General features: G+C 63.1%; 17 protein-coding genes and 2 riboswitches. Of the genes, 10 read left to right on the top strand and 7 right to left on the bottom strand.

Annotated elements, in window-relative coordinates; translation table 11 throughout:
• Window positions 1–54: 54 nt before the first annotated feature.
• Genes CLM72_RS15430 through CLM72_RS15420 form a run of 3 tightly spaced genes read right to left on the bottom strand, consistent with a single transcriptional unit; the run spans window position 55 to window position 1348 of the window.
• Window positions 55–447, bottom strand: coding sequence for a cobalamin biosynthesis protein (locus CLM72_RS15430; protein ID WP_105227041.1), 393 nt, complete (start codon window positions 445–447; stop codon window positions 55–57).
• A complete protein-coding gene (locus CLM72_RS15425; RefSeq protein WP_105227040.1) occupies window positions 444–1148 on the bottom strand; it encodes a CbtA family protein in 705 nt (234 codons plus the stop codon). Before CLM72_RS15425 ends, CLM72_RS15430 begins: the two co-directional genes overlap by 4 nt.
• A gap of 11 nt (window positions 1149–1159) precedes the next feature.
• Window positions 1160–1348 carry a CbtB-domain containing protein gene (locus tag CLM72_RS15420; protein ID WP_003190735.1) on the bottom strand — a complete coding sequence of 63 codons (189 nt, stop codon included), beginning with the start codon at window positions 1346–1348 and terminating at the stop codon, window positions 1160–1162.
• A 96-nt stretch (window positions 1349–1444) separates the two neighbouring features.
• Window positions 1445–1658: riboswitch (cobalamin riboswitch) on the bottom strand.
• A gap of 41 nt (window positions 1659–1699) precedes the next feature.
• A riboswitch (cobalamin riboswitch) is annotated at window positions 1700–1900 on the top strand.
• A gap of 92 nt (window positions 1901–1992) precedes the next feature.
• On the opposite strand from CLM72_RS15420, the gene cobW reads away from it, so the two are divergent.
• The 4 genes from cobW to CLM72_RS15400 are packed head-to-tail and all read left to right on the top strand — an operon-like array spanning window position 1993 to window position 8478.
• On the top strand, window positions 1993–3054 hold the full coding sequence (cobW, locus tag CLM72_RS15415; RefSeq protein ID WP_105227039.1) for a cobalamin biosynthesis protein CobW: 1062 nt from the start codon (window positions 1993–1995) through the stop codon (window positions 3052–3054).
• Between the two features lie 2 nt (window positions 3055–3056).
• The gene (cobN, locus tag CLM72_RS15410) at window positions 3057–6818 is read left to right on the top strand and encodes a cobaltochelatase subunit CobN (protein ID WP_105227038.1); all 3762 of its coding nucleotides are present in this window, start codon (window positions 3057–3059) and stop codon (window positions 6816–6818) included.
• Window positions 6818–7822 (top strand): ATP-binding protein, encoded by a 1005-nt coding sequence (locus tag CLM72_RS15405; RefSeq protein ID WP_105227037.1) that lies wholly within the window; start codon window positions 6818–6820, stop codon window positions 7820–7822. The genes cobN and CLM72_RS15405 overlap by 1 nt, the downstream gene beginning before the upstream one ends.
• A 53-nt stretch (window positions 7823–7875) precedes the next feature.
• On the top strand, window positions 7876–8478 hold the full coding sequence (locus CLM72_RS15400; protein WP_105227036.1) for a VWA domain-containing protein: 603 nt from the start codon (window positions 7876–7878) through the stop codon (window positions 8476–8478).
• Between the two features lie 424 nt (window positions 8479–8902).
• Here CLM72_RS15400 and CLM72_RS15395 read toward each other — a convergent pair whose 3' ends face one another.
• Window positions 8903–9850 carry a DUF1853 family protein gene (locus CLM72_RS15395; RefSeq protein WP_105227035.1) on the bottom strand — a complete coding sequence of 316 codons (948 nt, stop codon included), beginning with the start codon at window positions 9848–9850 and terminating at the stop codon, window positions 8903–8905.
• Between the two features lie 144 nt (window positions 9851–9994).
• Here CLM72_RS15395 and CLM72_RS15390 point away from each other — a divergent pair, with 144 nt between their 5' ends.
• From CLM72_RS15390 to pepN, 6 genes are read left to right on the top strand one after another with little or no spacing between them, the layout of a single operon-like run.
• Complete coding sequence (locus CLM72_RS15390; RefSeq protein WP_003217892.1) at window positions 9995–10885, top strand: NAD(+) kinase; 891 nt, start codon at window positions 9995–9997, stop codon at window positions 10883–10885.
• Entirely contained in the window at window positions 10882–11856 is a 975-nt protein-coding gene (locus CLM72_RS15385) for a metallophosphoesterase (protein ID WP_371920474.1), read from the top strand. Before CLM72_RS15390 ends, CLM72_RS15385 begins: the two co-directional genes overlap by 4 nt.
• Window positions 11853–12722, top strand: coding sequence for a rhomboid family intramembrane serine protease (locus CLM72_RS15380; protein WP_105227033.1), 870 nt, complete (start codon window positions 11853–11855; stop codon window positions 12720–12722). Before CLM72_RS15385 ends, CLM72_RS15380 begins: the two co-directional genes overlap by 4 nt.
• A 14-nt stretch (window positions 12723–12736) precedes the next feature.
• A complete protein-coding gene (locus tag CLM72_RS15375; RefSeq protein ID WP_005788688.1) occupies window positions 12737–12997 on the top strand; it encodes a YeaC family protein in 261 nt (86 codons plus the stop codon).
• Window positions 12994–13824: a DUF2797 domain-containing protein gene (locus CLM72_RS15370; protein WP_168220177.1), complete on the top strand. Its 831-nt coding sequence runs from the start codon at window positions 12994–12996 to the stop codon at window positions 13822–13824. Before CLM72_RS15375 ends, CLM72_RS15370 begins: the two co-directional genes overlap by 4 nt.
• A 13-nt stretch (window positions 13825–13837) precedes the next feature.
• Window positions 13838–16495 carry an aminopeptidase N gene (gene pepN / locus CLM72_RS15365; RefSeq protein ID WP_105227032.1) on the top strand — a complete coding sequence of 886 codons (2658 nt, stop codon included), beginning with the start codon at window positions 13838–13840 and terminating at the stop codon, window positions 16493–16495.
• A gap of 121 nt (window positions 16496–16616) precedes the next feature.
• Here pepN and CLM72_RS15360 read toward each other — a convergent pair whose 3' ends face one another.
• The 3 genes from CLM72_RS15360 to CLM72_RS15350 are packed head-to-tail and all read right to left on the bottom strand — an operon-like array spanning window position 16617 to window position 19915.
• Window positions 16617–17474, bottom strand: a complete 858-nt coding sequence (locus CLM72_RS15360) for a metal-dependent hydrolase (protein ID WP_105227031.1) — start codon at window positions 17472–17474, stop codon at window positions 16617–16619.
• A gap of 15 nt (window positions 17475–17489) precedes the next feature.
• Window positions 17490–18380 (bottom strand): SDR family oxidoreductase, encoded by an 891-nt coding sequence (locus CLM72_RS15355; protein ID WP_105227030.1) that lies wholly within the window; start codon window positions 18378–18380, stop codon window positions 17490–17492.
• Complete coding sequence (locus CLM72_RS15350; RefSeq protein ID WP_105227029.1) at window positions 18377–19915, bottom strand: NAD(P)/FAD-dependent oxidoreductase; 1539 nt, start codon at window positions 19913–19915, stop codon at window positions 18377–18379. Before CLM72_RS15350 ends, CLM72_RS15355 begins: the two co-directional genes overlap by 4 nt.
• Window positions 19916–20191: the final 276 nt, after the last annotated feature.

Genomic DNA, 20191 nt, shown 5'->3' with positions numbered 1-20191 from the left:
AAAACGGGCGAGCATGAACACAGCTCATGCTCAAGAGCGGCAATTATCGGAATTTTAACCTGCGCAGGCCAATGCAAGGGTGGCCTGTGCGCTTTTCTGGCGGGTGATCAGCAGGCGCGCGGGGCCATTGGACAGGTGCTCGGCCAGGGCCAGCGCGGCGCTTTCGGCCACCCCATAACAGCCGGTATGGGCAAACGCCAGTGTTGAGCGATGGCTCAGCCGATGTTCATAGCCTGCCAGTTGCTCGGCGCTGAAGCACTGCAAGGGCAGGTTCAACCGCTGGGCCAGCGCCAGCAGCCCAGGTTCATCGCGCTTGCGATCAATGCTTGCCAGCGCAGTTATGCGTGAGCGATCAATGCCTGCCGCGGCCAGGGCTCCGTCCAGCAACGCCAGCAGGCTGTGAACCTCACAGCCACGCTGGCAGCCCAAACCGACAACCAGGATCATGCCGAGTATTGGTCGTCGCGGTTGCGGCGGAACAACCAGGCGCTGATCAGGCCCAAGGCCAGCCAGAAGGCGACGTTGGTCAATTGCGAGGCGATCTTGAACTGCGCTTCGAGCGCCTCAGGGGCCAGCATCGAATGTACCTCAGGTTGCGGCGCGCCGATGACGTGGGGTACGGCAAGGATCGCCAGCCCAAGGCCTTTCAACAGCCAGTTGCGGCCGAACACGATCAGCGCCAGGCCTGCAGCGGTGGCGGCTGCGGTGCCGATCCACCAGGTCTGACGCAGTGTCAGGTCAGCCGCCGCAGTGCCCGGCAGTTCCGGCGGCAGGCCCAGGGTGGGTGCCAGTACAAAGGTCGCGTAGCCGGCCAGGCCCCAGAGCAGGCCTTGGGCGGTGCGGGTCGGCGCACGTAGCGTGTAGAGGCCGGCGAGCATCAGTGCAAAGCCTACGGCCACCACCAGGTTGCCTCCAGTGGTGGACAGCACACGCTGCCAGCCATCTTCCGGCTCCCAGGCTTGGGCATCGTGGCTGTGGGCAGCAACGCCTGCGGTGTGCTCGTGCACCACTTCGGCGGCTGGCGGGGCTTTTTCAAAGCTTTCCGCCTGCAGAATCAGCGGTGCCACCCAGAAACTTTGCAGCAGGGTCAGCAGCAAGGCAGCCAAAAGCCCAGTGAACCCTGCGGTTTGCGCAATACGCTTGATCATGTCGGCAGCTCTCAATGGCACGGGAACGCGGCGCTGTGGCGGGTATCGTGGGCGGCGTTGTGCACCGCCTCGATGTGCGAGAACCCGGCGAAATACACCAGGCACGCACCGAGGATCGACGCACCGATGGCGGCGGTCAGGCGTTGGCTGAGGGTGGCGGTGCTAGTGGCGGTGTGCGAAGTGCTGCTGATGATCGACATGGCGCGTCCCTTTCAGGTGTCAGGGTGAAACGAGCGCATGAAAACCCCACGCGCCAGGCACGCAGGGTTCTGAACAGCGCCCGCCCACCGCGGGTTTGTTATCTGAATTTTTCGGGCCGGTCTCCGGGCTTGCGAGGGGCGGCTCTTGAAAGAGTCCTCCTGAAAGCATCGCCTTCCCATGCAAAAGCACAGTGGCCGTGACGCTTCGCTCGCTTACCGTTGCGGGGGCAGCACCGGACTGGTCATAGGTCTATGACGCACCGGTTTCCCGTTTCACCCTGTGAAGGGCACCCGAAACAAGGCGTGTAGGAGAGCATGGGCCGGGACGGTAGTCAAATGCTGCAAGCCCCTGTAGCCTTGCACCTTCGAGGTTCTTCGGCCCAGGCCGAAGCTAAGAAGGGAACGCGGTTCAAGCCGCGGCTGCCCCCGCAACTGTGAAGGGTTCAGTTGACTGCCACGCCACTGCCGATAGGGCGGGAAGGCGCAGTCAGCGTTGGTCGCAAGACCTGCACACCCCAAGCCAGGAGACCTGCCTCGCAACCGATTTTCCAATTCAACCGGGCGGGGTGATCCGGTGACGAAATCCGCTGCTGCGCGCCGCCGCAGGGCCTGTCGTCCCGTATGCCCGCCCCAAAGGGCATCCGATGAAAACACTGGCCAAACTTCCCGTCACCATCGTTACCGGCTTCCTCGGCTCGGGCAAAACCACGCTGTTGCGCCATATGCTCGACAATGCCCAGGGCCGTCGCATTGCGGTGATCGTCAACGAGTTCGGCGAGCTGGGCATCGACGGTGAAATCCTCAAGCAGTGTTCTATCGGTTGCACCGAAGAAGAAGCCAATGGCCGCGTCTACGAGCTGGCCAACGGTTGCCTGTGCTGCACCGTGCAGGAAGAGTTCTTTCCGGTGATGCGCGAACTGGTCGCCCGTCGCGGTGACCTGGACCATATCCTCATCGAAACCTCGGGCCTGGCCCTGCCCAAGCCGTTGGTGCAAGCCTTCCAGTGGCCGGAAATCCGCAGCGCCTGCACCGTTGACGCGGTGATCACCGTAGTCGACAGCCCAGCCGTGGCCGCCGGTACCTTTGCCGCCTTCCCGGACCAGGTCGACGCCCAGCGCAAACTCGACCCGAACCTGGACCACGAGTCGCCGTTGCACGAACTGTTCGCCGACCAACTGGCCAGCGCTGACCTGGTGATCCTCAACAAATCCGACCTGATCAGCGCCGAAGACCTGGCCCGTGTGCGCCTGGAAGTGGCCGAAGAACTGCCGCCGGCGGTGAAGGTCATCGAAGCTAGCAGCGGCCGCCTGCCGCTGGACGTGTTGATCGGCCTCGGTGCCGGCTCCGAAGAGCATATCGACGCTCGCCACAGCCATCACGATCAGCACCATGAAGGCGAAGACGACCACGACCACGACGCGTTCGACTCCATCTCCATCGACTTGCCGCAAGCCGACGAAGCCCTGTTGCTCGACGCCCTGACTCAATTGGTGGTGCAGCACGGCATTTTGCGTGTGAAAGGCTTTGCAGCTATCCCAAACAAGCCGATGCGCCTGCTGATCCAGGGTGTGGGCACACGCTTTGACAAACACTTCGACCGTGCCTGGGGCGCTGACGAAGCACGCACCACGCGCCTGGTGCTGATCGGCCAGGAACTGGACGCCGCCGGCCTCGAAGCGCAATTGCGCGCTGCCCTCAGCGTTTAACCATGCACCTGCTCAGGACCCAACCCGGTGGTTTCGTCGCGGACGACAATATTGCCGACCTTGGCCAGACCCCCGCTGAACTGGTGATCCTGTGCAGCGGCGATTCCAGCCTGGCGCTGCTCGCCGAAGCCGCCCAGCAATTGCCCGAGGATTACCCCAGCCTGCGCCTGGCCAACCCGATGCAGGTGCAGAACCATGCCTCGGTCGACCTGTACGTGGACGAGGTATTGCGCCACGCCAAGGTCATCCTGCTGTCATTGCACGGCGGCATCGGGTATTGGCGCTACGGCATCGAGCGCCTGGTGGAGTTGGCCGAACGCGGCGTCACCCTGATCCTGGTGCCGGGTGACGACCGCCCAGACCCGGAACTCAGCGGCCTGAGCACCGTTGCTGCCGAACACCGCGAGCGCCTGTGGCACTTCCTGCGCCAAGGTGGCCTGGGCAATGCCCTGGATTTTTACCATTGCCTGGCCAGTGCCCACCTGGGCCGCGACTATGCCTGGGCCGAGCCGCAAGCGCTGCCGCGCACGGCGATCTATCACCCGCACTCCGCCAATGCCCGCCTCAATGACTGGCAGGCCGATTGGCACGCCGATTGGCCCGTGGCTGCGGTGCTGTTCTATCGCTCCCATTTACAGGCGGCCAATACCGGTTTTATTGATGTGTTCTGCCAGCGCTTACAGGCGGCGGGCCTCAACCCCTTGCCTGTCGCGGTGGCCAGTTTGAAAGAACCCGGCTGCCTCACGGTGGTCGAGGACCTGCTGGATGACGTGCAAGCCGCGGTAATTCTGAACACCACCGGCTTTGCCCAATCGAGCCCGGAAGCGCCGCATTTGCGCCCGTTTCGCCGTAATATCCCGGTGATCCAGGCGATCTGCGCCCAGGATAACCAACCCGGCTGGCAGGCCAGCGAACAAGGCCTGGGGCCCCGCGACCTGGCGATGCACATTGCCTTGCCGGAGCTTGACGGGCGCATCATCAGCCGGCCGATCAGTTTCAAGGACCTGGCCTGGCGCAGCGAGCGCAGCCAGTCGGACGTGGTGTGCTACCGCGCAGCGCCCGAACGCATGGATTTTGTCGCTGAGCTGGCAAGCCGTTGGGTCGAGTTGGCGCGGGTGCCCAATGCCCAGAAAAGGATTGCGTTGATCCTCGCCAACTACCCGACCCGCGACGGTCGCATCGGTAACGGCGTGGGCCTGGACACCCCGGCGGCAGCGCTGAATATCCTGCGCGCCTTGCAAACCGAGGGCTACCCGGTGGCGGAGCGGCTGCCCGACAGCGGCACCGCGCTGATCCAGGAACTGCTCGGCGGCGTCACCAACGATCTCGACAGCCTCGACCTGCGCCCCTGCCATCAAAGCCTGAGCCTTGTGGAATACCAGGCGATGTTTGAGCGTTTGCCGGCCTCCAATCGCCAGGCCGTGCTGGCGCGTTGGGGTGCCCCGCAAAACGATCCGATGTGCCGCGATGGCCGCATGATGATCGCCGGCCTGCGCCTGGGCCTGACCTTTGTCGGCATCCAGCCGGCCCGGGGTTACCAGGTAGATGCCAGCGCGGTGTACCACGACCCGGACCTGGTGCCGCCCCATGGCTATCTGGCGTTCTATTTCTGGCTACGCCATACCTACGGCGCCCACGGCGTGATCCATGTGGGCAAGCACGGCAACCTGGAGTGGCTGCCCGGCAAAGGCGTGGGCCTGTCGGAGCACTGCTGGCCGGATGCATTGCTGGGGCCGCTGCCGAATGTCTACCCGTTTATCGTCAACGATCCGGGTGAGGGCGCCCAGGCCAAGCGGCGCACCCAGGCCGTGATCATCGACCACCTGATGCCGCCGCTGACCCGCGCCGAAACCTACGGCCCGCTGCGTGACCTTGAGTTATTGGCCGACGAATATTACGAGGCGCAATTGCTCGACCCGCGCCGTGCGCTGGAGCTGCAAAAAGACATCCTCAAGCTGGTGCGCGAAACCCGTATCGACCAGGAGCTTGAACTGGGCAGTGAGGCGGACGCGGCGGTGTGGCTGCCGCGCCTGGATACCTACCTGTGCGACTTGAAGGAGTCGCAGATCCGCGATGGCCTGCATATCTTTGGCGAGTCGCCCGAGGGCCGTTTGCGTATCGACACCTTGCTGGCGCTGTTGCGCATTCCCCGTGGCGATGGCCGGGGCCCGCAGTCGAGCCTGCTGCGTGTGTTGGCCAAGGCATTCGACCTGGGGTTTGATCCGCTCGATTGTGCACTGGCCGAGCCCTGGACGGGGCGGCGCCCGTTGGTGTTGCAGAAGATTGACGATCAGCTGTGGCGTACGGCCGGAGATACCCGTGAACGTCTGGAGTTGTACGCGGCGCGCTTGATCGAGCAGGCGTTGGAAGGCCCCATCGAACAGTTGGAAGAGCCCGGCTGGCAGGAGGTGAAGTCGGTGATCGAAAGCCTGCGCATTGTCGTCGCGCCACGCCTGGATGCCTGTGGGCCGGCGGAGATGCGCGGCTTGCTCGATGCCTTGAGTGGGCGCTTTGTCCCGGCAGGGCCCAGCGGTGCGCCGAGTCGCGGTCGGCTGGATGTGCTGCCTACGGGGCGTAACTTCTTTACCGTGGACGTACGCAACCTGCCAACCACCACGGCGTGGCGTCTCGGTTTCCAGTCGGCCAACCTGATTCTTGAACGGCACCTGCAAGACCATGGCGACCACCTGCGCCAGCTCGGCCTGTCGGTATGGGGCACCGCGACCATGCGCACCGGCGGTGACGATATCGCCCAGGCCATGGCACTGATGGGCGTGCGCCCGGTATGGGCCACTGGCAGCCAGCGGGTGGACGATTTCGAGATCCTGCCGATCAGCTTATTGGACCGCCCGCGGGTGGACGTGACCCTGCGCGTGTCCGGGTTTTTCCGCGATGCGTTTGCCAACCTGATCCGCCTGTTCGATGCGGCGGTGCAAGCGGTGGCGGCCCTGGATGAACCCGACGACATGAACCCGCTGGCTGCCAAAGTGCGCAGTGAACGCCAGGCATTGCTTGAGGCGGGCCTGGATGAAGGTGCCGCGGCCAAGCAGGCCGGCTGGCGCATTTTCGGCGCCAAACCGGGTGCCTATGGCGCGGGCGTGCAGGGCGCGATTGACGGGCGCTTGTGGCAGAGCCGCGAGGACTTGGCCGAGGTCTACCTGAACTGGGGGGGTTACGCCTATGGTGGCGCTGACGAAGGCACTGCGGCCCGGGAGCAATTTGCCCAGCGTTTGAGCCAGGTGCAGGCGGTGTTGCAGAACCAGGACAATCGCGAGCACGACTTGCTCGACTCCAACGACTACTACCAATTCCAGGGCGGCATGCTGGCCGCCGTGGAAACCCTGAGCGGCGAAAAGGCCGCCAGCTACCATGGCGACCACAGCCAGCCGGACGTGCCGAAAATCCGCACCTTGAAGGAAGAGCTCAACCGGGTGATCCGTTCCCGCGCGGCCAACCCCAAGTGGATCGAGGGCGTGAAGCGCCATGGCTATAAAGGCGCGTTTGAAATGGCCGCGACCGTGGACAACCTGTTCGCCTTCGACGCTACCACCGCGCTGATTGACGATCACCAATACGCCTTGCTCGCCGATGCCTACCTGCTGGACCCTGACACCCGTGCCTTTGTGCAACAGCACAACCCCGATGCCCTGCGCGACATGACCGAGCGCATGCTCGAAGCCCAGCAACGTGGCTTGTGGCAGGCACCGGGGGCGTACCGCGAAGCCTTGGAAAACCTGTTGCTGGACATAGAAGAAGACAGCTGATGACTGATACTCCGCATTTCCCACTGTCCGCGGTGGTCGGCGCTGATGACTTGAAGCTCGCGCTGTGCCTGGCCGCCATCGACCCGAAGGTCGGCGGCGTGCTGATCGAAGGGCCACGGGGCATGGCCAAGTCGACTCTGGCCCGTGGGCTGGCAGACCTGTTGGCCAGCGGGCAGTTTGTAACCTTGCCCCTGGGCGCGACCGAAGAGCGCCTGGTCGGCACCCTGGACCTGGACGCAGCACTGGGCGAAGGCCGTGCGCAATTCTCCCCCGGCGTGTTGGCCAAGGCCGACGGCGGAGTGTTGTACGTGGATGAAGTCAACCTGCTGGCCGACCACTTGGTGGACCTGCTGCTGGACGTAGCCGCCAGCGGCACCAACTTGATCGAACGCGACGGGATTTCCCATCGCCATGCGGCGCGCTTTGTACTGATCGGCACTATGAACCCGGAGGAGGGCGAGCTGCGCCCGCAGTTGCTCGACCGCTTCGGCTTCAACGTGGCCTTGAGCGGGCAGACCTTGCCCGCCGAGCGTGGGCAGATCATCCGACGTCGCCTGGATTTCGACACCGACCCGGCGGCGTTCTGCGCGCAGTGGGCGCCAGCGCAAGCTGCCTTGCGCGAACGCTGCACCCTGGCACGGGCACGGCTAGACAGTATCGCCCTGGATGACCAGGCGTTGGCCCGCATCACCGAGCGCTGCTTTGCCGCTGGGGTCGACGGCCTGCGTGCCGACCTGGTCTGGTTGCGTGGCGCCCGTGCCCATGCGGCGTGGCGTGGCGCCGTCGCTATCGAGCAGGAAGATATCGACGCGGTGGCGGAGTTCGCCTTGCGCCATCGACGTCAGCAGCAAGCGCCGATAGGCGCGCCGCCCCAGCCGGATGACGGGCCGTCATCGTCACCCTCTGACACCTCGCCTGGCCAAGGCCAGTGGGGCGATATGCCCGCACCTGGCTTGCCCACGGGCGCACGCCGCGATGTACCCACCTGGCCAAAAAAGCCCTAGGCATCCGCCCCCGACCTGACGCGGGGGCGGATGCCCGGCCCCAGGCGGGGCGATTGAACACCGGCCGGCAGGGCAAGGCCCGCAGCGCACAGCGCGGGGCGATCAATTGGCCGGGCACGTTGCTGGATGGGCGGCCGCAATGCCGTGAGGACCTGCTGTTCCACCTGCGTAGCCGGTCGGCTCCCGAACTGTGGTTGGTGATAGTCGATGCCTCGGCATCCACGCGGCGCCATCGGGCGTTGACCGATGCCAAGGGGTTGTTGGCCCAGCTGTTTGACGACGCTTATCGGCAACGGGCGCGCATGGCGTTATTGACGGCCAGCGGGCAATCGCCGAAGTGGCAGGTACAAGGCTTGAAGGCGGCGAAAGGCTTGGTCGACTGGTTGGGGCAGTTAGGGGCAGGCGGGGGCACGCCGCTGCTGGCTGCGCTGACCGAGTCGGGGCATTGGTTGGCGGCACGGCGCAAGCGCTATCCCGCCGAGCAACAGAAGTTGCTGGTGGTGACCGATGGGCGGCTCAAGGCGATTGGCGCGCTGCCGCGATTGGAGTGCCCAGGCATGTTGATTGACATCGAGCGTGGGCCGATCAGGTTGGGGCGGGCTGAGGCATTGGCGGTGGGGTTGCAGTTGGAGTATCAGCACATCGATAAGCTGTAGCGCCTGGGCTATCGCCATCGCAGGCAAGCCAGCTCCCACAGGGATAGGCGGCGCGTCAAACGGTGTGGCTTCAGTTGGATTATCAGCACATCAATAAGCTGTAGCGCCTGGGCTGTCGCCATCGCAGGCAAGCCAGCTCCCACAGGGATAGGCGGCGCGTCAAACGGTGTGGCTTCAGTTGGATTATCAGCACATCAATAAGCTGTAGCGCCTGGGCTGTCGCCATCGCAGGCAAGCCAGCTCCCACAGGGATAGGCGGCGCGTCAAACGGTGTGGCTTCAGTTGGAGTATCAGCACATCGATAAGCTGTAGCGCCTGGGCTATCGCCATCGCAGGCAAGCCAGCTCCCACATGGAATCGGCTGCGCGGTCAAACTGTGGGAGCTGGCTTGCCTGCGATGAGGCCCTCAAACACCCCACACCTATCAGCCTGTCCCCGGCACATTCGGCCAAAGATCAGCCACCAGAAACAACCGCTCGGCTTCCTCCCACTCCTCACCGTTCGGCACCATGCGCACCAGCAACTGCGCCGGGGCCATGGGGTCCAGCTCTGCCAGCCAGTCTTGCATCTGCACCTCACTCCACACTTCATCGGCCGGGTAATGCGCGGGCGCCAGCCAGGCATGGCGGGGCAGGGGTTGCCAGCGGCCCGCCGGGCGGGTGCTGACAAAGTCTGTCCAGTCGCGCTGATGCAACCAGCGCCCACGCAGATGCTGCGGGTGAGCGCCGAGGGGGGATTGCGCCGCGCCGGGCCAGGGGTAGAGCAGATAGCCGCCGAGCCACAAATGCGCATCGAACGCTTGGATATCCAACGCCCCCAAGGCCTCGCGGCTTTCTGCCCGCGCGGAGATCGGCAGTTGATGCTGGGCCAGGTGCGCGAGTTTGCGGTCAAGCCGGTCATGGCAGCCAGGTCCCAGCCATTGGGCGGTGTCCTGGCCGTTGCCGTCCTGCGGGCCCAGGTAGAGTTTGATCGCCAGTTCCAGGTGGTGCACCCCATCGCGGTCGCGCAGCAGCATGTCCAGCTCGCCCAGGGTGTGCCCGGCACGGCGGATCGGCAGGTTGGCGGCCAGCAACTCCACGCCTGGAGCATGTTGCACCGCAAATTGCCATAATCGCTCGTAGTACAGGCCCAGGCGCCGGGTACGTGACAGGCTCAGCCACTGCTGCAACGCGCTGCTGTCCTGGTCCAGCTGGCGCAGCCAGGCTTCGAGTTGGTGAGGGGCCTGCACCCAGTCACTGCCCGCCAGCGGATGGCGCTGCGGCCAAGGCGTCTGCGCCAGCATCGGCGGCGCGAGCATCACCCACGCCAGGTCGCGCACCTCGGGGTGGCGCAGTTGGCGGGGCAGGGTGTGCAAGTCGGGGAATGGGGTCATGGTCCGAGCATAGCCTTTTCAGCGTGCAGAAGGTGCCTGAGAACCATTGTCATCAAGGCGTGGCGGCGACAAAGGATTTTGCCTGAGGCGGCCTTTCGCCCATAATCGCTCTTTTTGCCTCACCCCAGATCCCGCAGGAGCCCCATGGAGCAATTTCGCAATATCGGCATTATCGGTCGCCTGGGCAGTACCCAGGTGTTGGACACCGTCCGCCGGCTGAAGAAGTTTCTGCTCGAGCGCCACCTGCATGTGATCCTCGAAGACACCATCGCTGAAATCCTCCCTGGCCACGGCCTGCAAACCTCGTCGCGCAAGATGCTCGGCGAGGTGTGCGACATGGTCATCGTGGTCGGTGGCGATGGCAGCCTGCTCGGCGCCGCCCGGGCGCTGGCGCGGCATAACGTGCCGGTGCTGGGGATCAACCGCGGCAGCCTGGGGTTCCTCACCGACATCCGCCCCGATGAGCTGGAAGTCGAAGTGGCCAAGGTGCTCGACGGCCATTACCTGGTGGAGAACCGCTTCCTGCTGCAGGCCGAAGTGCGCCGCCATGGCGAGGCGATCGGCCAGGGCGATGCCCTTAACGACGTGGTGCTGCACCCCGGCAAGTCCACGCGCATGATCGAGTTCGAGCTGTACATCGATGGCCAGTTCGTCTGCAGCCAGAAAGCCGACGGCCTGATCGTCGCCACGCCCACCGGTTCTACCGCCTACGCGCTGTCGGCCGGCGGCCCGATCATGCACCCCAAGCTCGATGCCATTGTGATCGTGCCGATGTACCCCCATATGTTGTCCAGTCGGCCAATTGTGGTCGATGGCAACAGTGAGCTGAAAATCGTGGTGTCCAAAGACATGCAAATCTACCCGCAAGTCTCCTGCGACGGGCAGAACCATTTCACCTGCGCCCCCGGTGACACCATCACCGTGAGCAAGAAGGCACAGAAGTTGCGCTTGATCCACCCGCTGGATCACAACTACTACGAAGTGTGCCGTACCAAGTTGGGCTGGGGCAGCCGCTTGGGGGGTGGAGGCGACTGATGCTCGATCCCGCGCGTAGCTACGACCTGATTGGTGACGTGCACGGTTGCGCTCATACCCTTGAGCACTTGCTCGACCAACTGGGTTACCACAAGCAGGGCGGCACCTGGCGCCATCCGTCGCGCATGGCCGTGTTCTTGGGCGATATCATCGACCGTGGCCCACGCATCCGCGAGGCGCTGCATATCGTCCACGATATGACCGAGGCCGGCCAGGCGCTGTGCATCATGGGCAACCACGAGTTCAATGCGCTGGGCTGGACCACGCCGGCCCCGCCGGGCAGTGGCAAGCAGTTCGTGCGTGAGCACAACCCGCGCCACGCCCGCTTGATCCACGAGACCCTGACCCAGTTCGAACACCACCCGGCCGACTGGCACGACTTCCTCGGCTGGTTCTACGACATGCCGCTGTTTGTCGACGCCGGGCGTTTTCGCGTAGTGCACGCGTGCTGGGATGAAGGCTTCATCCAGCCGCTGCGCGCCACCTTCCCGGACGGCTGCATCGACCAACACTTCCTGCAAGCCGCCGCCGTACCGGGCAGTTTCGCCTGCAATGCATTCGATCGCCTGTTGCGCGGCACCGATATGCGCCTGCCCGATGGGCTCACCCTGACCGGTGGCGATGGCCTGACGCGGTCGTTCTTTCGCACCAAGTTCTGGGAAGACGACCCCAAGACCTACGGCGACATCGTGTTCCAGCCCGACGCCTTGCCGGAGCCGGTGGCGCGCACGCCGTTGTCGTCCACCGAAAAGAACTCTCTGCTGCGCTACGGCGTCGACGAGCCGTTGTTGTTCGTCGGCCACTACTGGCGCAGCGGCAAACCGGCGCCGATCCGCCCGAACCTGGCCTGCCTGGACTACAGCGCAGTGTTGTACGGCAAGCTGGTGGCGTATCGACTCGACCAGGAAACCCAACTGGATCCGCGTAAATTCGTATGGGTCGACGTTGAGCGACCAGAGGCCATGCCATGAGTACCGTAGCTGTATTGCGCTTGCCCCTGAGCGTCGACCTGGGCGGCTTCGTCAAGTTGCTGCAGCGCATGCAGGTGCCGCACCGCGTCAGCGAGGAGGCGGGTGAACAGGTGCTGTGGGTGCCCGAGGCCATCAGCGACGATGTGCGCGTGTTGTATCAACGTTTCCCCGCTGGCGACCCGGACCAGCAACTGGACATTCCCGAGCAGGCGCCGGTTGCGCGGCCAGGTTTTGTCCAGCAGGTGCGCCATAGCCCGGTCACCGCGCTGGTTTTGCTGGCCAGCCTCATCGTCGCGGCCGTGACGTTGCTCGGCGAAAACCTGCAAACCATGGCCTGGCTGACCTTCCTGCCGTTCCGGGTGCTGGGCGAGTACATCCAGTTCACACCGTTGGCCGACACGCTGGCCTCGGGGCAGTGGTGGCGCCTGGTCACGCCGATGCTGATCCACTTCGGCATCCTGCATCTGGCCATGAACGGCATGTGGTACTGGGAGTTGGGTCGGCGCATTGAAGCGCGCCAGGGCAGCATCAACCTGCTGGGCCTGACCCTGTTGTTCAGCCTGGTCTCCAACTACGCGCAATACGCCTACGGTGGCCCCGGCTTGTTTGGCGGCTTGTCCGGCGTGTTGTACGGCCTGCTCGGGCACTGCTGGATCTTTCAATTATTGTCGCCCAACCCGGCCTATCGCCTGCCCCGTGGGGTGCTGGTGATGATGCTGGTGTGGTTGCTGCTCTGCCTGTCGGGGCTGGTCTCGATGATCGGTTTCGGCGAAATCGCCAACGCGGCCCATGTGGGCGGGTTGGTCATCGGTTGCTTGACGGGTTTGCTCGGCGGTTTGTACAACCGTCGCAAAGCGTCTCTTTGATAAGGAAGAGCCTTATGTCCTCTTTTGCTGAAATGATCGAAAACATCACCCCGGACATCTACGAGAGCCTCAAGCTCGCGGTAGAGATCGGCAAATGGTCCGATGGCCGCAAGCTCACCGCCGAGCAGCGCGAATTGTCGTTGCAAGCGATGATCGCCTGGGAGATCCAGAACCTGCCCGAAGAGCAGCGCACCGGCTATATGGGCCCGCAGGAGTGCGCGTCCAAGTCAGAACCGGTGGCGAACATCCTGTTCAAGTCGGATGCGATCCATTGATTGAAATTGGTCGCGGTGCAGTCAGCAAAATGTCGGCGCAACTCGGTGAGCCGACCGTTCAATACGCCTTTCGCCTGGGCGACACCGAGGTGCCGGTCAATCCGTTGATCGGTACCCATGTCCGCCTGGAATACCTGGGCGCGATTCATTGCAGCCATTGCGGGCGCAAGACCAAGACCAGCTTCAGCCAGGGCTATTGCTACCCGTGCATGACCAAGCTGGCCCAGTGTGACCTGTGCATCATGAGCCCCGAGCGTTGCCATTACGACGCCGGTACCTGCCGTGATCCGGGCTGGGGCGAGACATTCTGCATGACCGACCACGTGGTGTACCTGGCCAACTCGTCGGGCATCAAGGTCGGCATTACCCGTGCTACACAGTTGCCCACCCGTTGGCTGGACCAGGGCGCCAGCCAGGCGCTGCCGATCATGCGCGTGGCGACGCGCCAGCAATCGGGCTTCGTCGAAGACTTGTTCCGCAGCCAGGTGGCCGACAAGACCAACTGGCGCGCCTTGCTCAAGGGCGAGGCGCAAGCGGTGGACCTCAAGCAGGTGCGTGATGAGCTGTTCGCCTCTTGCGCCGAGGGCTTGCTGGGTTTGCAGGAACGCTTTGGCCTGCAAGCCATCCAAACCATTGCCGACATCGAGCCGATTGAAATCCGCTACCCGGTCGAGCAGTATCCGACCAAGATCGTCAGCTTCAACCTGGACAAGAACCCGATTGCCGAAGGCACGCTGCTGGGGATCAAGGGCCAATACCTGATCTTCGACACCGGCGTTATCAACATTCGTAAATACACGGCCTACCAGCTCGCCGTGCATCAGTAGAAGGATCCCAAGCATGCGCACCGAACAACCGAAGATGATTTACCTGAAGGACTATCAGGCGCCGGACTACCTGATCGACGAGACGCACCTGACCTTCGAGTTGTTCGAGGACCACAGCCTGGTCCACGCGCAGCTGGTGATGCGCCGCAATCCCGAGCGCGGCGCCGGTTTGCCGCCATTGGTGCTCGATGGCCAGCAACTTGAGCTGTTGAGCGTCAACCTGGCCGACCAGCCGCTGACGGACGCTGACTATCAGCTGACCGATAGCCATCTGACCGTGCAGCCAAAGAGTGAGACCTTCACCCTCGACACCACCGTCAAGATTCACCCGGAAACCAACACTGCCCTGGAAGGTTTGTACAAATCCAGCGGTATGTTCTGCACCCAGTGCGAGGCCGAAGGTTTCCGCAAGATCACCTATTACCTCGACCGCCCGGACGTGATGAGCGTGTTCACCACCACGGTGATCGCCGAGCAGCACAGCTATCCGGTGCTGTTGTCCAACGGCAATCCGATTGCCAGCGGCCCTGGCGAAGACGGCCGGCATTGGGCGACCTGGGAAGATCCGTTCAAGAAGCCGGCGTACCTGTTTGCGCTGGTGGCCGGTGACCTGTGGTGCGTCGAAGACAGCTTCACCACCATGACCAACCGCGAAGTCGCGTTGCGCATCTACGTCGAGCCGGAAAACATCGACAAGTGCCAGCACGCCATGACCAGCCTGAAAAAATCCATGCGCTGGGACGAAGAGACCTACGGCCGCGAGTACGACCTGGACATCTTCATGATCGTGGCGGTCAACGACTTCAACATGGGCGCCATGGAGAACAAGGGCCTCAATATCTTCAACTCCAGCGCCGTGCTGGCCCGCGCCGAAACCGCTACCGATGCCGCTCACCAGCGCGTTGAAGCCATCGTCGCCCACGAATATTTCCATAACTGGTCGGGTAACCGCGTGACCTGCCGCGACTGGTTCCAACTGTCGCTCAAGGAAGGCTTCACCGTGTTCCGTGACTCGGGCTTCTCTGCCGACATGAACTCGGCCACGGTCAAGCGCATCCAGGACGTGGCGTACCTGCGTACCCACCAGTTCGCTGAAGATGCCGGCCCCATGGCCCACGCCGTGCGCCCGGACAGCTTTATCGAGATCTCCAACTTCTACACCCTGACCGTGTATGAAAAGGGCTCGGAAGTGGTCGGCATGATCCACACCTTGCTCGGTGCCGAAGGCTTTCGCAAAGGCAGCGACCTGTATTTCGAACGCCATGACGGCCAGGCCGTGACCTGCGACGACTTCATCAAGGCCATGGAAGACGCCAATGGCGCCGACCTCAGCCAGTTCAAGCGCTGGTACAGCCAGGCCGGTACCCCGCGCCTGGCGGTAAGCGAGGCTTACGATGCGGCGGCCAAGACCTACAGCCTGACCTTCCGCCAGAGCTGCCCGCCGACTCCGGACAAGGTCGAGAAATTGCCCTTTGTGATCCCGGTAGAGCTGGGCTTGCTGGACGGGCAGGGCGCCGGCATTGCCTTGCGCCTGGCCGGTGAAGCAACGGCGGGTGGCACCTCAAGGGTGATCTCGGTAACCGAAGCGGAGCAGACGTTTACCTTCGTCGACATCGCTGAAAAACCCTTGCCTTCGTTGCTGCGTGGTTTCTCGGCGCCGGTGAAGCTCAGCTTCCCCTACAGCCGCGATCAACTGATGTTCCTGATGCAGCACGACAGCGACGGTTTCAACCGCTGGGATGCTGGCCAGCAGTTGGCCGTGCAGGTATTGCAGGAACTGATCGGCCAGCACCAGGCGGGCCAGTCGCTGAAGCTTGATCAGCGCTTGATCGACGCGCTGCGCACGGTGTTGAGCGATGAAAGCCTGGACCAGGCCATGGTCGCCGAAATGCTCTCGCTGCCGAGCGAAGCCTACCTCACGGAAATCAGCGAGGTGGCGGATGTGGACGCTATCCACGCTGCCCGCGAGTTTGCCCGCAAGCAACTGGCCGACAACCTGTTCGAAGGCTTGTGGCTGCGCTACCAGGCCAACCGCGAGCTGTCCAAGCAAACGCCTTACGTGGCAGAAGCCGAGCACTTCGCCCGCCGTGCGCTGCAGAACATCGCGCTGTCTTACTTGATGCTCAGCGGCAAGCCAGAAGTATTGGCGGCCACCCTGGATCAGTTCGACACCAGCGATAACATGACCGAACGCCTGACGGCGTTGGCGGTGCTGGTGAACTCGCCGTTCGAAGCAGAGAAAGCCCAGGCCTTGGCGGTGTTTGCCGAAAACTTCAAGGACAACCCGCTGGTCATGGACCAATGGTTCAGCGTACAGGCCGGCAGCACCTTGCCGGGCGGGCTGGCGCGGGTCAAGGCGCTGATGGAGCACCCGGCGTTCACCATCAAGAACCCCAACAAGGTGCGCGCGCTGGTGGGCGCATTTGCCGGGCAGAACCTGATCAACTTCCATGCGGCGGATGGCTCGGGCTACCGTTTCCTGGCGGACCTGGTGATCCAGCTCAATACGTTGAACCCGCAGATCGCCTCGCGCCAACTGGCGCCGCTGACACGCTGGCGTAAATACGACAGCGCACGGCAGGCGCTGATGAAAGCGGAGCTGGAGCGCATCCTGGGCGCGGGTGAGCTGTCCAGCGATGTGTTTGAGGTGGTCAGCAAGAGCCTGGCGTAACCCTCTCTGCCCTAATGCGATCCCCCTGTGGGAGCGGGCTTGCTCGCGAAGGCGGCGTGTCAGTCGACATCAATATGACTGACCCACCGCTTTCGCGAGCAAGCCCGCTCCCACATTTAGGTCAAGGGGCGTCAGTTTGATAAGCGCCGTAACTGCGGCGCGTGCGCTCTATCTCTTCGACCAACCGGTCAATGCCCGTCAACCGTGCCCGGTTGTCATGATCCCAAGGATGAAAGCCCGGTTTGAAATAATGCAGCCACGGCCGGCACATCCGTGGAAACACCCCCTTGGGCCCATACAAGAACTTAACCATGCGCCACAAGCCCTTCAGCGTGCCGCCCGAAGTGCGGTCGGCAATCAACAGGCGCACGTGAAAATCCAGCACCACCACCCAGAACAGCACGCTGGTGGTCAGCATGGTCCCCGTGCGCAGCAGGTAACGTGCAGGCCCTGGTTTAATCACCCTGTTCCATACATCGAACGCCACGGCTTTATGTTCGGTTTCTTCCAGGGCGTGCCAGTACCACATCTGCTGGTAACCCTTGAGTGAGTCGCCAAAGCGCGACGGGTCGCTCAGCAGGATTTCCGCGAGCATGGCGGTGTAGTGTTCCAGGGCGATGGTCACCGCCAGGTTGAACGACGCCGGCAGGTGTTTTTTCTGCAGGTCGAGGAAGAACTTCAAGCGTCGGTCAAGGGTGTGCGCCGGCAGGCCGGCCGCTTGCAGCAAGTCGTTATACGCCACGTGCTCCCGGCTGTGCATGGCCTCCTGGCCGATAAACCCCTGGATCTCTTTTTTCAGTTCGGCATCATCGATCTGCCCACGGTAGTGGCGCACGCTGTCCATGAAGAACAGCTCGCCCTGGGGAAACAGCAACGACAGGGCATTGAAGAAATGGCTGACCACAGGCCCTTGTTCGTGCCAGTTCTTGATGCGCTCGGCAGGCAAGGCAAAACGGATATCGCGACGGATCGGCAACATGGTGCGTCCTCCTGTTCAGAGTCGAGGCTCGTCGTTGGTTTCAAACACCGGCGTGCGCGGCTTGGGCGCCATGCGCTTGCTGGCAAACACCACCAGCGCCTGATAGGCCGCCGGCAGGCAACGGGCGAGCAGGTCGAGGAAATAGGCATCGCGGCCAATCAGCACGCGGCGCTTGTTTTTGTGTACGCCTTGCAGGATCACTTTGGCGGCCTGGTCGGCGTCGGTGATAAAGAGTTTTTCGAAATCGGCGCGGGCTTGTTGCTCGCTGTGGATGAGAAAACCGGTCATGTTCGCGTCGATGCGGCTGCTGCGGCAGATATCGGTACGAATACCACCGGGGTGTACACAGGTGGCCGAGACGCCGCAGCGTTGCAGGTCGAGTTCCTGGCGCAAGGCTTCGGTGAAGCCGCGTACCGCGAACTTTGTAGCGTTGTAGCCGCTCATGCCGGGCTGGGCGAACAGGCCGAACACGCTGGACGTATTGATGATGTGCCCGTCACCGCTGGCCTTGAGGTACGGCAGGAATGCCTTGGTGCCATGTACCACTCCCCAGAAGTTGATGCCGACGATCCATTCCAGGTCGGCGTAATCCACCCCTTCGACGGTGCTCGACAGCGCCACCCCGGCATTATTGAAGACCAGGTTGACCTGGCCGTGCTCGGCCGCGCAGCGTGCTGCCCAATCGTGCATGGCCTGGCGGTCGGACACGTCCAGCACTTGGGTGGTGACAGTGACGGGCGACAAGGTCGAGGTGCGGATCAGCGCCAGGGTCTGTTCCAGGCCCTGGCTGTTTTTGTCTGCCAGCGCCAGGTGGCACCCCTCCCGCGCCAGGGCCAGGGCCAGTGCGCGGCCCATGCCGGAAGCCGCGCCGGTGATCGCCGCGACGCGGCCGTTGAATGACTTCATGACAGGCTGCCTTCTGTGGTGGAGTGGGGCGTTGCAACCGCTCGCGGCAGGGCGGGCGCCGGCGCCTGGCTGACGCTGTAGTCCTTGAGGGCAAAATGCCGGGTGACCTGCTTGAAGCGCCAGGTCGAGCCGGGCCACAGCGTGGTGTTCTTGCCGGTGCGCGGGTCGAGGTACCAGCTCTGGCAGCCGCCGGTGTTCCAGATGGTGCGCTTGAGCTTGTCCTGCAACTGCTGGTTGTAGGCGTGCTCCACGGCGGGCTTGACCTCTACCGTGGCAAGGCGCTGGCGCTGCATGTGTTTCAGGGCGTCGAGGATGTACGCGACCTGGGCCTCGATCATCAGGATCATCGAGTTATGCCCCAGGCCGGTGTTGGGGCCCACGATCAGAAACAGGTTCGGGTAGCCCGGCACGGTGGTGCCTTTGTAGGCATGGGCGCCATCGCGCCAGGCGTCCATCAGGTCGATGCCGTCACGGCCGATGATGCAGCCACGGGGCAACGGGTCGCTGGCCTGGAAACCCGTGCCGAAGATCAGGCAATCGGCGGGGTGCTTGATACCGTCGGCGGTAATCACGCCGTCGGCTTCGATGCGCAGTACGCTGTCGGTGACCACCTCGACATTGCTGCGCGAGAGTGCCGGGTAGTAGTCGTTGGAGATCAACACCCGCTTGCAGCCGATGGTGTAGTCCGGCGTCAGGGTTTTGCGCAGGGAAGGGCGGGCCACTTGTTTGCGCAGATGACGCAGGGCGATTTTCTGCACCATTTTCATCAGGCGTGGATGCAGGGCAAAGCCCACCACACGGCCTTCCAGCGCCCAGTAAAGCGCAGCGCGCACCAGCCTTTGGGTGAGCGGTACATGCTTGAACAACCAGCGTTCGAACGCTGAAATCGGCCGATCAGGCTTGGGCATGATCCAGGGCGGTGTGCGCTGGAACAGGTCCAGATGCGCTACCTGCGGGGCGATCTGTGGCACGAACTGGATAGCGCTGGCACCGGTGCCGATCACCGCCACGCGCTTGCCCTTCAAGGAGTACTCGTGATCCCACTGCTGGGAGTGGAAGCGCTTGCCCTTGAAACTCTCCAGCCCTGGGATATCCGGCATTGCCGGGCGTGACAACCCCCCCATGCCCGACACCAGCACCCGTGCGCTGACCTGGCGGCCGTCGCTGAAGGTCAGTTGCCAGCGCTGTTGTTGTTCATCAAACACCGCACGTTGCAGGCCCATGCCAAAGCGCAGGTAGGGCGCCAGTTCGAAGCGCCTGGCGCAGTCTTCCAGATAGGCGCGAATCTCGGGTTGCGCCGCGAACTGTCGCGTCCAGTTCGGGTTGGGCGCAAAGGAAAACGAATACACATGGGACTGCACGTCGCAGGCGCAACCTGGGTAGTGGTTGTCGCGCCACGTACCGCCGAGGGTCTCGGCCTGTTCGGCAATAAAGAAGTCGGTGATCCCGGCTTCCTTGAGTTTGATCGCCATGCACAGGCCCGCGAACCCGGAGCCAATGATGGCGATGTCAATTGAGTCACTGGGGGCATTCATAGGGCTGCCTCGTCAATAAAACGCTTGGGCATCGGATGTGCTCCTGTTTTTGTTTTGTCTTTTAGATAGAACACCATTGCAAAGGAAAATTGAATTATTTATTTTAAAAAAGATTTTAAATAATCTACCTGAAAAATTCGCCTACGCTAGGACCTTGCTGCGCATGAGCGATTTGTCCGACGGACGAACGTGGTATGCATGAAGTGTAGGTCCAGGGTGTGGACGATGGCTGGGGCCAGATCAATTCCGGTCGGGTCGCCAGCAGCAGGGAAGCAG

Source organism: Pseudomonas sp. MYb193 (genome assembly GCF_002966775.1).
Lineage (GTDB): Bacteria > Pseudomonadota > Gammaproteobacteria > Pseudomonadales > Pseudomonadaceae > Aquipseudomonas > Aquipseudomonas paracarnis.
This window is presented reverse-complemented; position numbering and strand designations above follow the sequence as displayed.

Excerpts from the sequence above, each read along its gene's own strand:
- CLM72_RS15355 (WP_105227030.1), bottom strand. The coding sequence starts at position 18,380 with ATGAAGTCATTCAACGGCCGCGTCGCGGCGATCACCGGCGCGGCTTCC.
- CLM72_RS15405 (WP_105227037.1), top strand. The coding sequence starts at position 6,818 with ATGACTGATACTCCGCATTTCCCACTGTCCGCGGTGGTCGGCGCTGAT.
- CLM72_RS15360 (WP_105227031.1), bottom strand. The coding sequence starts at position 17,474 with ATGTTGCCGATCCGTCGCGATATCCGTTTTGCCTTGCCTGCCGAGCGC.
- CLM72_RS15375 (WP_005788688.1), top strand. The coding sequence starts at position 12,737 with ATGTCCTCTTTTGCTGAAATGATCGAAAACATCACCCCGGACATCTAC.
- CLM72_RS15425 (WP_105227040.1), bottom strand. The coding sequence starts at position 1,148 with ATGATCAAGCGTATTGCGCAAACCGCAGGGTTCACTGGGCTTTTGGCT.
- CLM72_RS15380 (WP_105227033.1), top strand. The coding sequence starts at position 11,853 with ATGAGTACCGTAGCTGTATTGCGCTTGCCCCTGAGCGTCGACCTGGGC.
- pepN (WP_105227032.1), top strand. The coding sequence starts at position 13,838 with ATGCGCACCGAACAACCGAAGATGATTTACCTGAAGGACTATCAGGCG.
- CLM72_RS15430 (WP_105227041.1), bottom strand. The coding sequence starts at position 447 with ATGATCCTGGTTGTCGGTTTGGGCTGCCAGCGTGGCTGTGAGGTTCAC.
- cobW (WP_105227039.1), top strand. The coding sequence starts at position 1,993 with ATGAAAACACTGGCCAAACTTCCCGTCACCATCGTTACCGGCTTCCTC.
- CLM72_RS15420 (WP_003190735.1), bottom strand. The coding sequence starts at position 1,348 with ATGTCGATCATCAGCAGCACTTCGCACACCGCCACTAGCACCGCCACC.
- CLM72_RS15390 (WP_003217892.1), top strand. The coding sequence starts at position 9,995 with ATGGAGCAATTTCGCAATATCGGCATTATCGGTCGCCTGGGCAGTACC.
- CLM72_RS15350 (WP_105227029.1), bottom strand. The coding sequence starts at position 19,915 with ATGAATGCCCCCAGTGACTCAATTGACATCGCCATCATTGGCTCCGGG.
- CLM72_RS15395 (WP_105227035.1), bottom strand. The coding sequence starts at position 9,850 with ATGACCCCATTCCCCGACTTGCACACCCTGCCCCGCCAACTGCGCCAC.
- cobN (WP_105227038.1), top strand. The coding sequence starts at position 3,057 with ATGCACCTGCTCAGGACCCAACCCGGTGGTTTCGTCGCGGACGACAAT.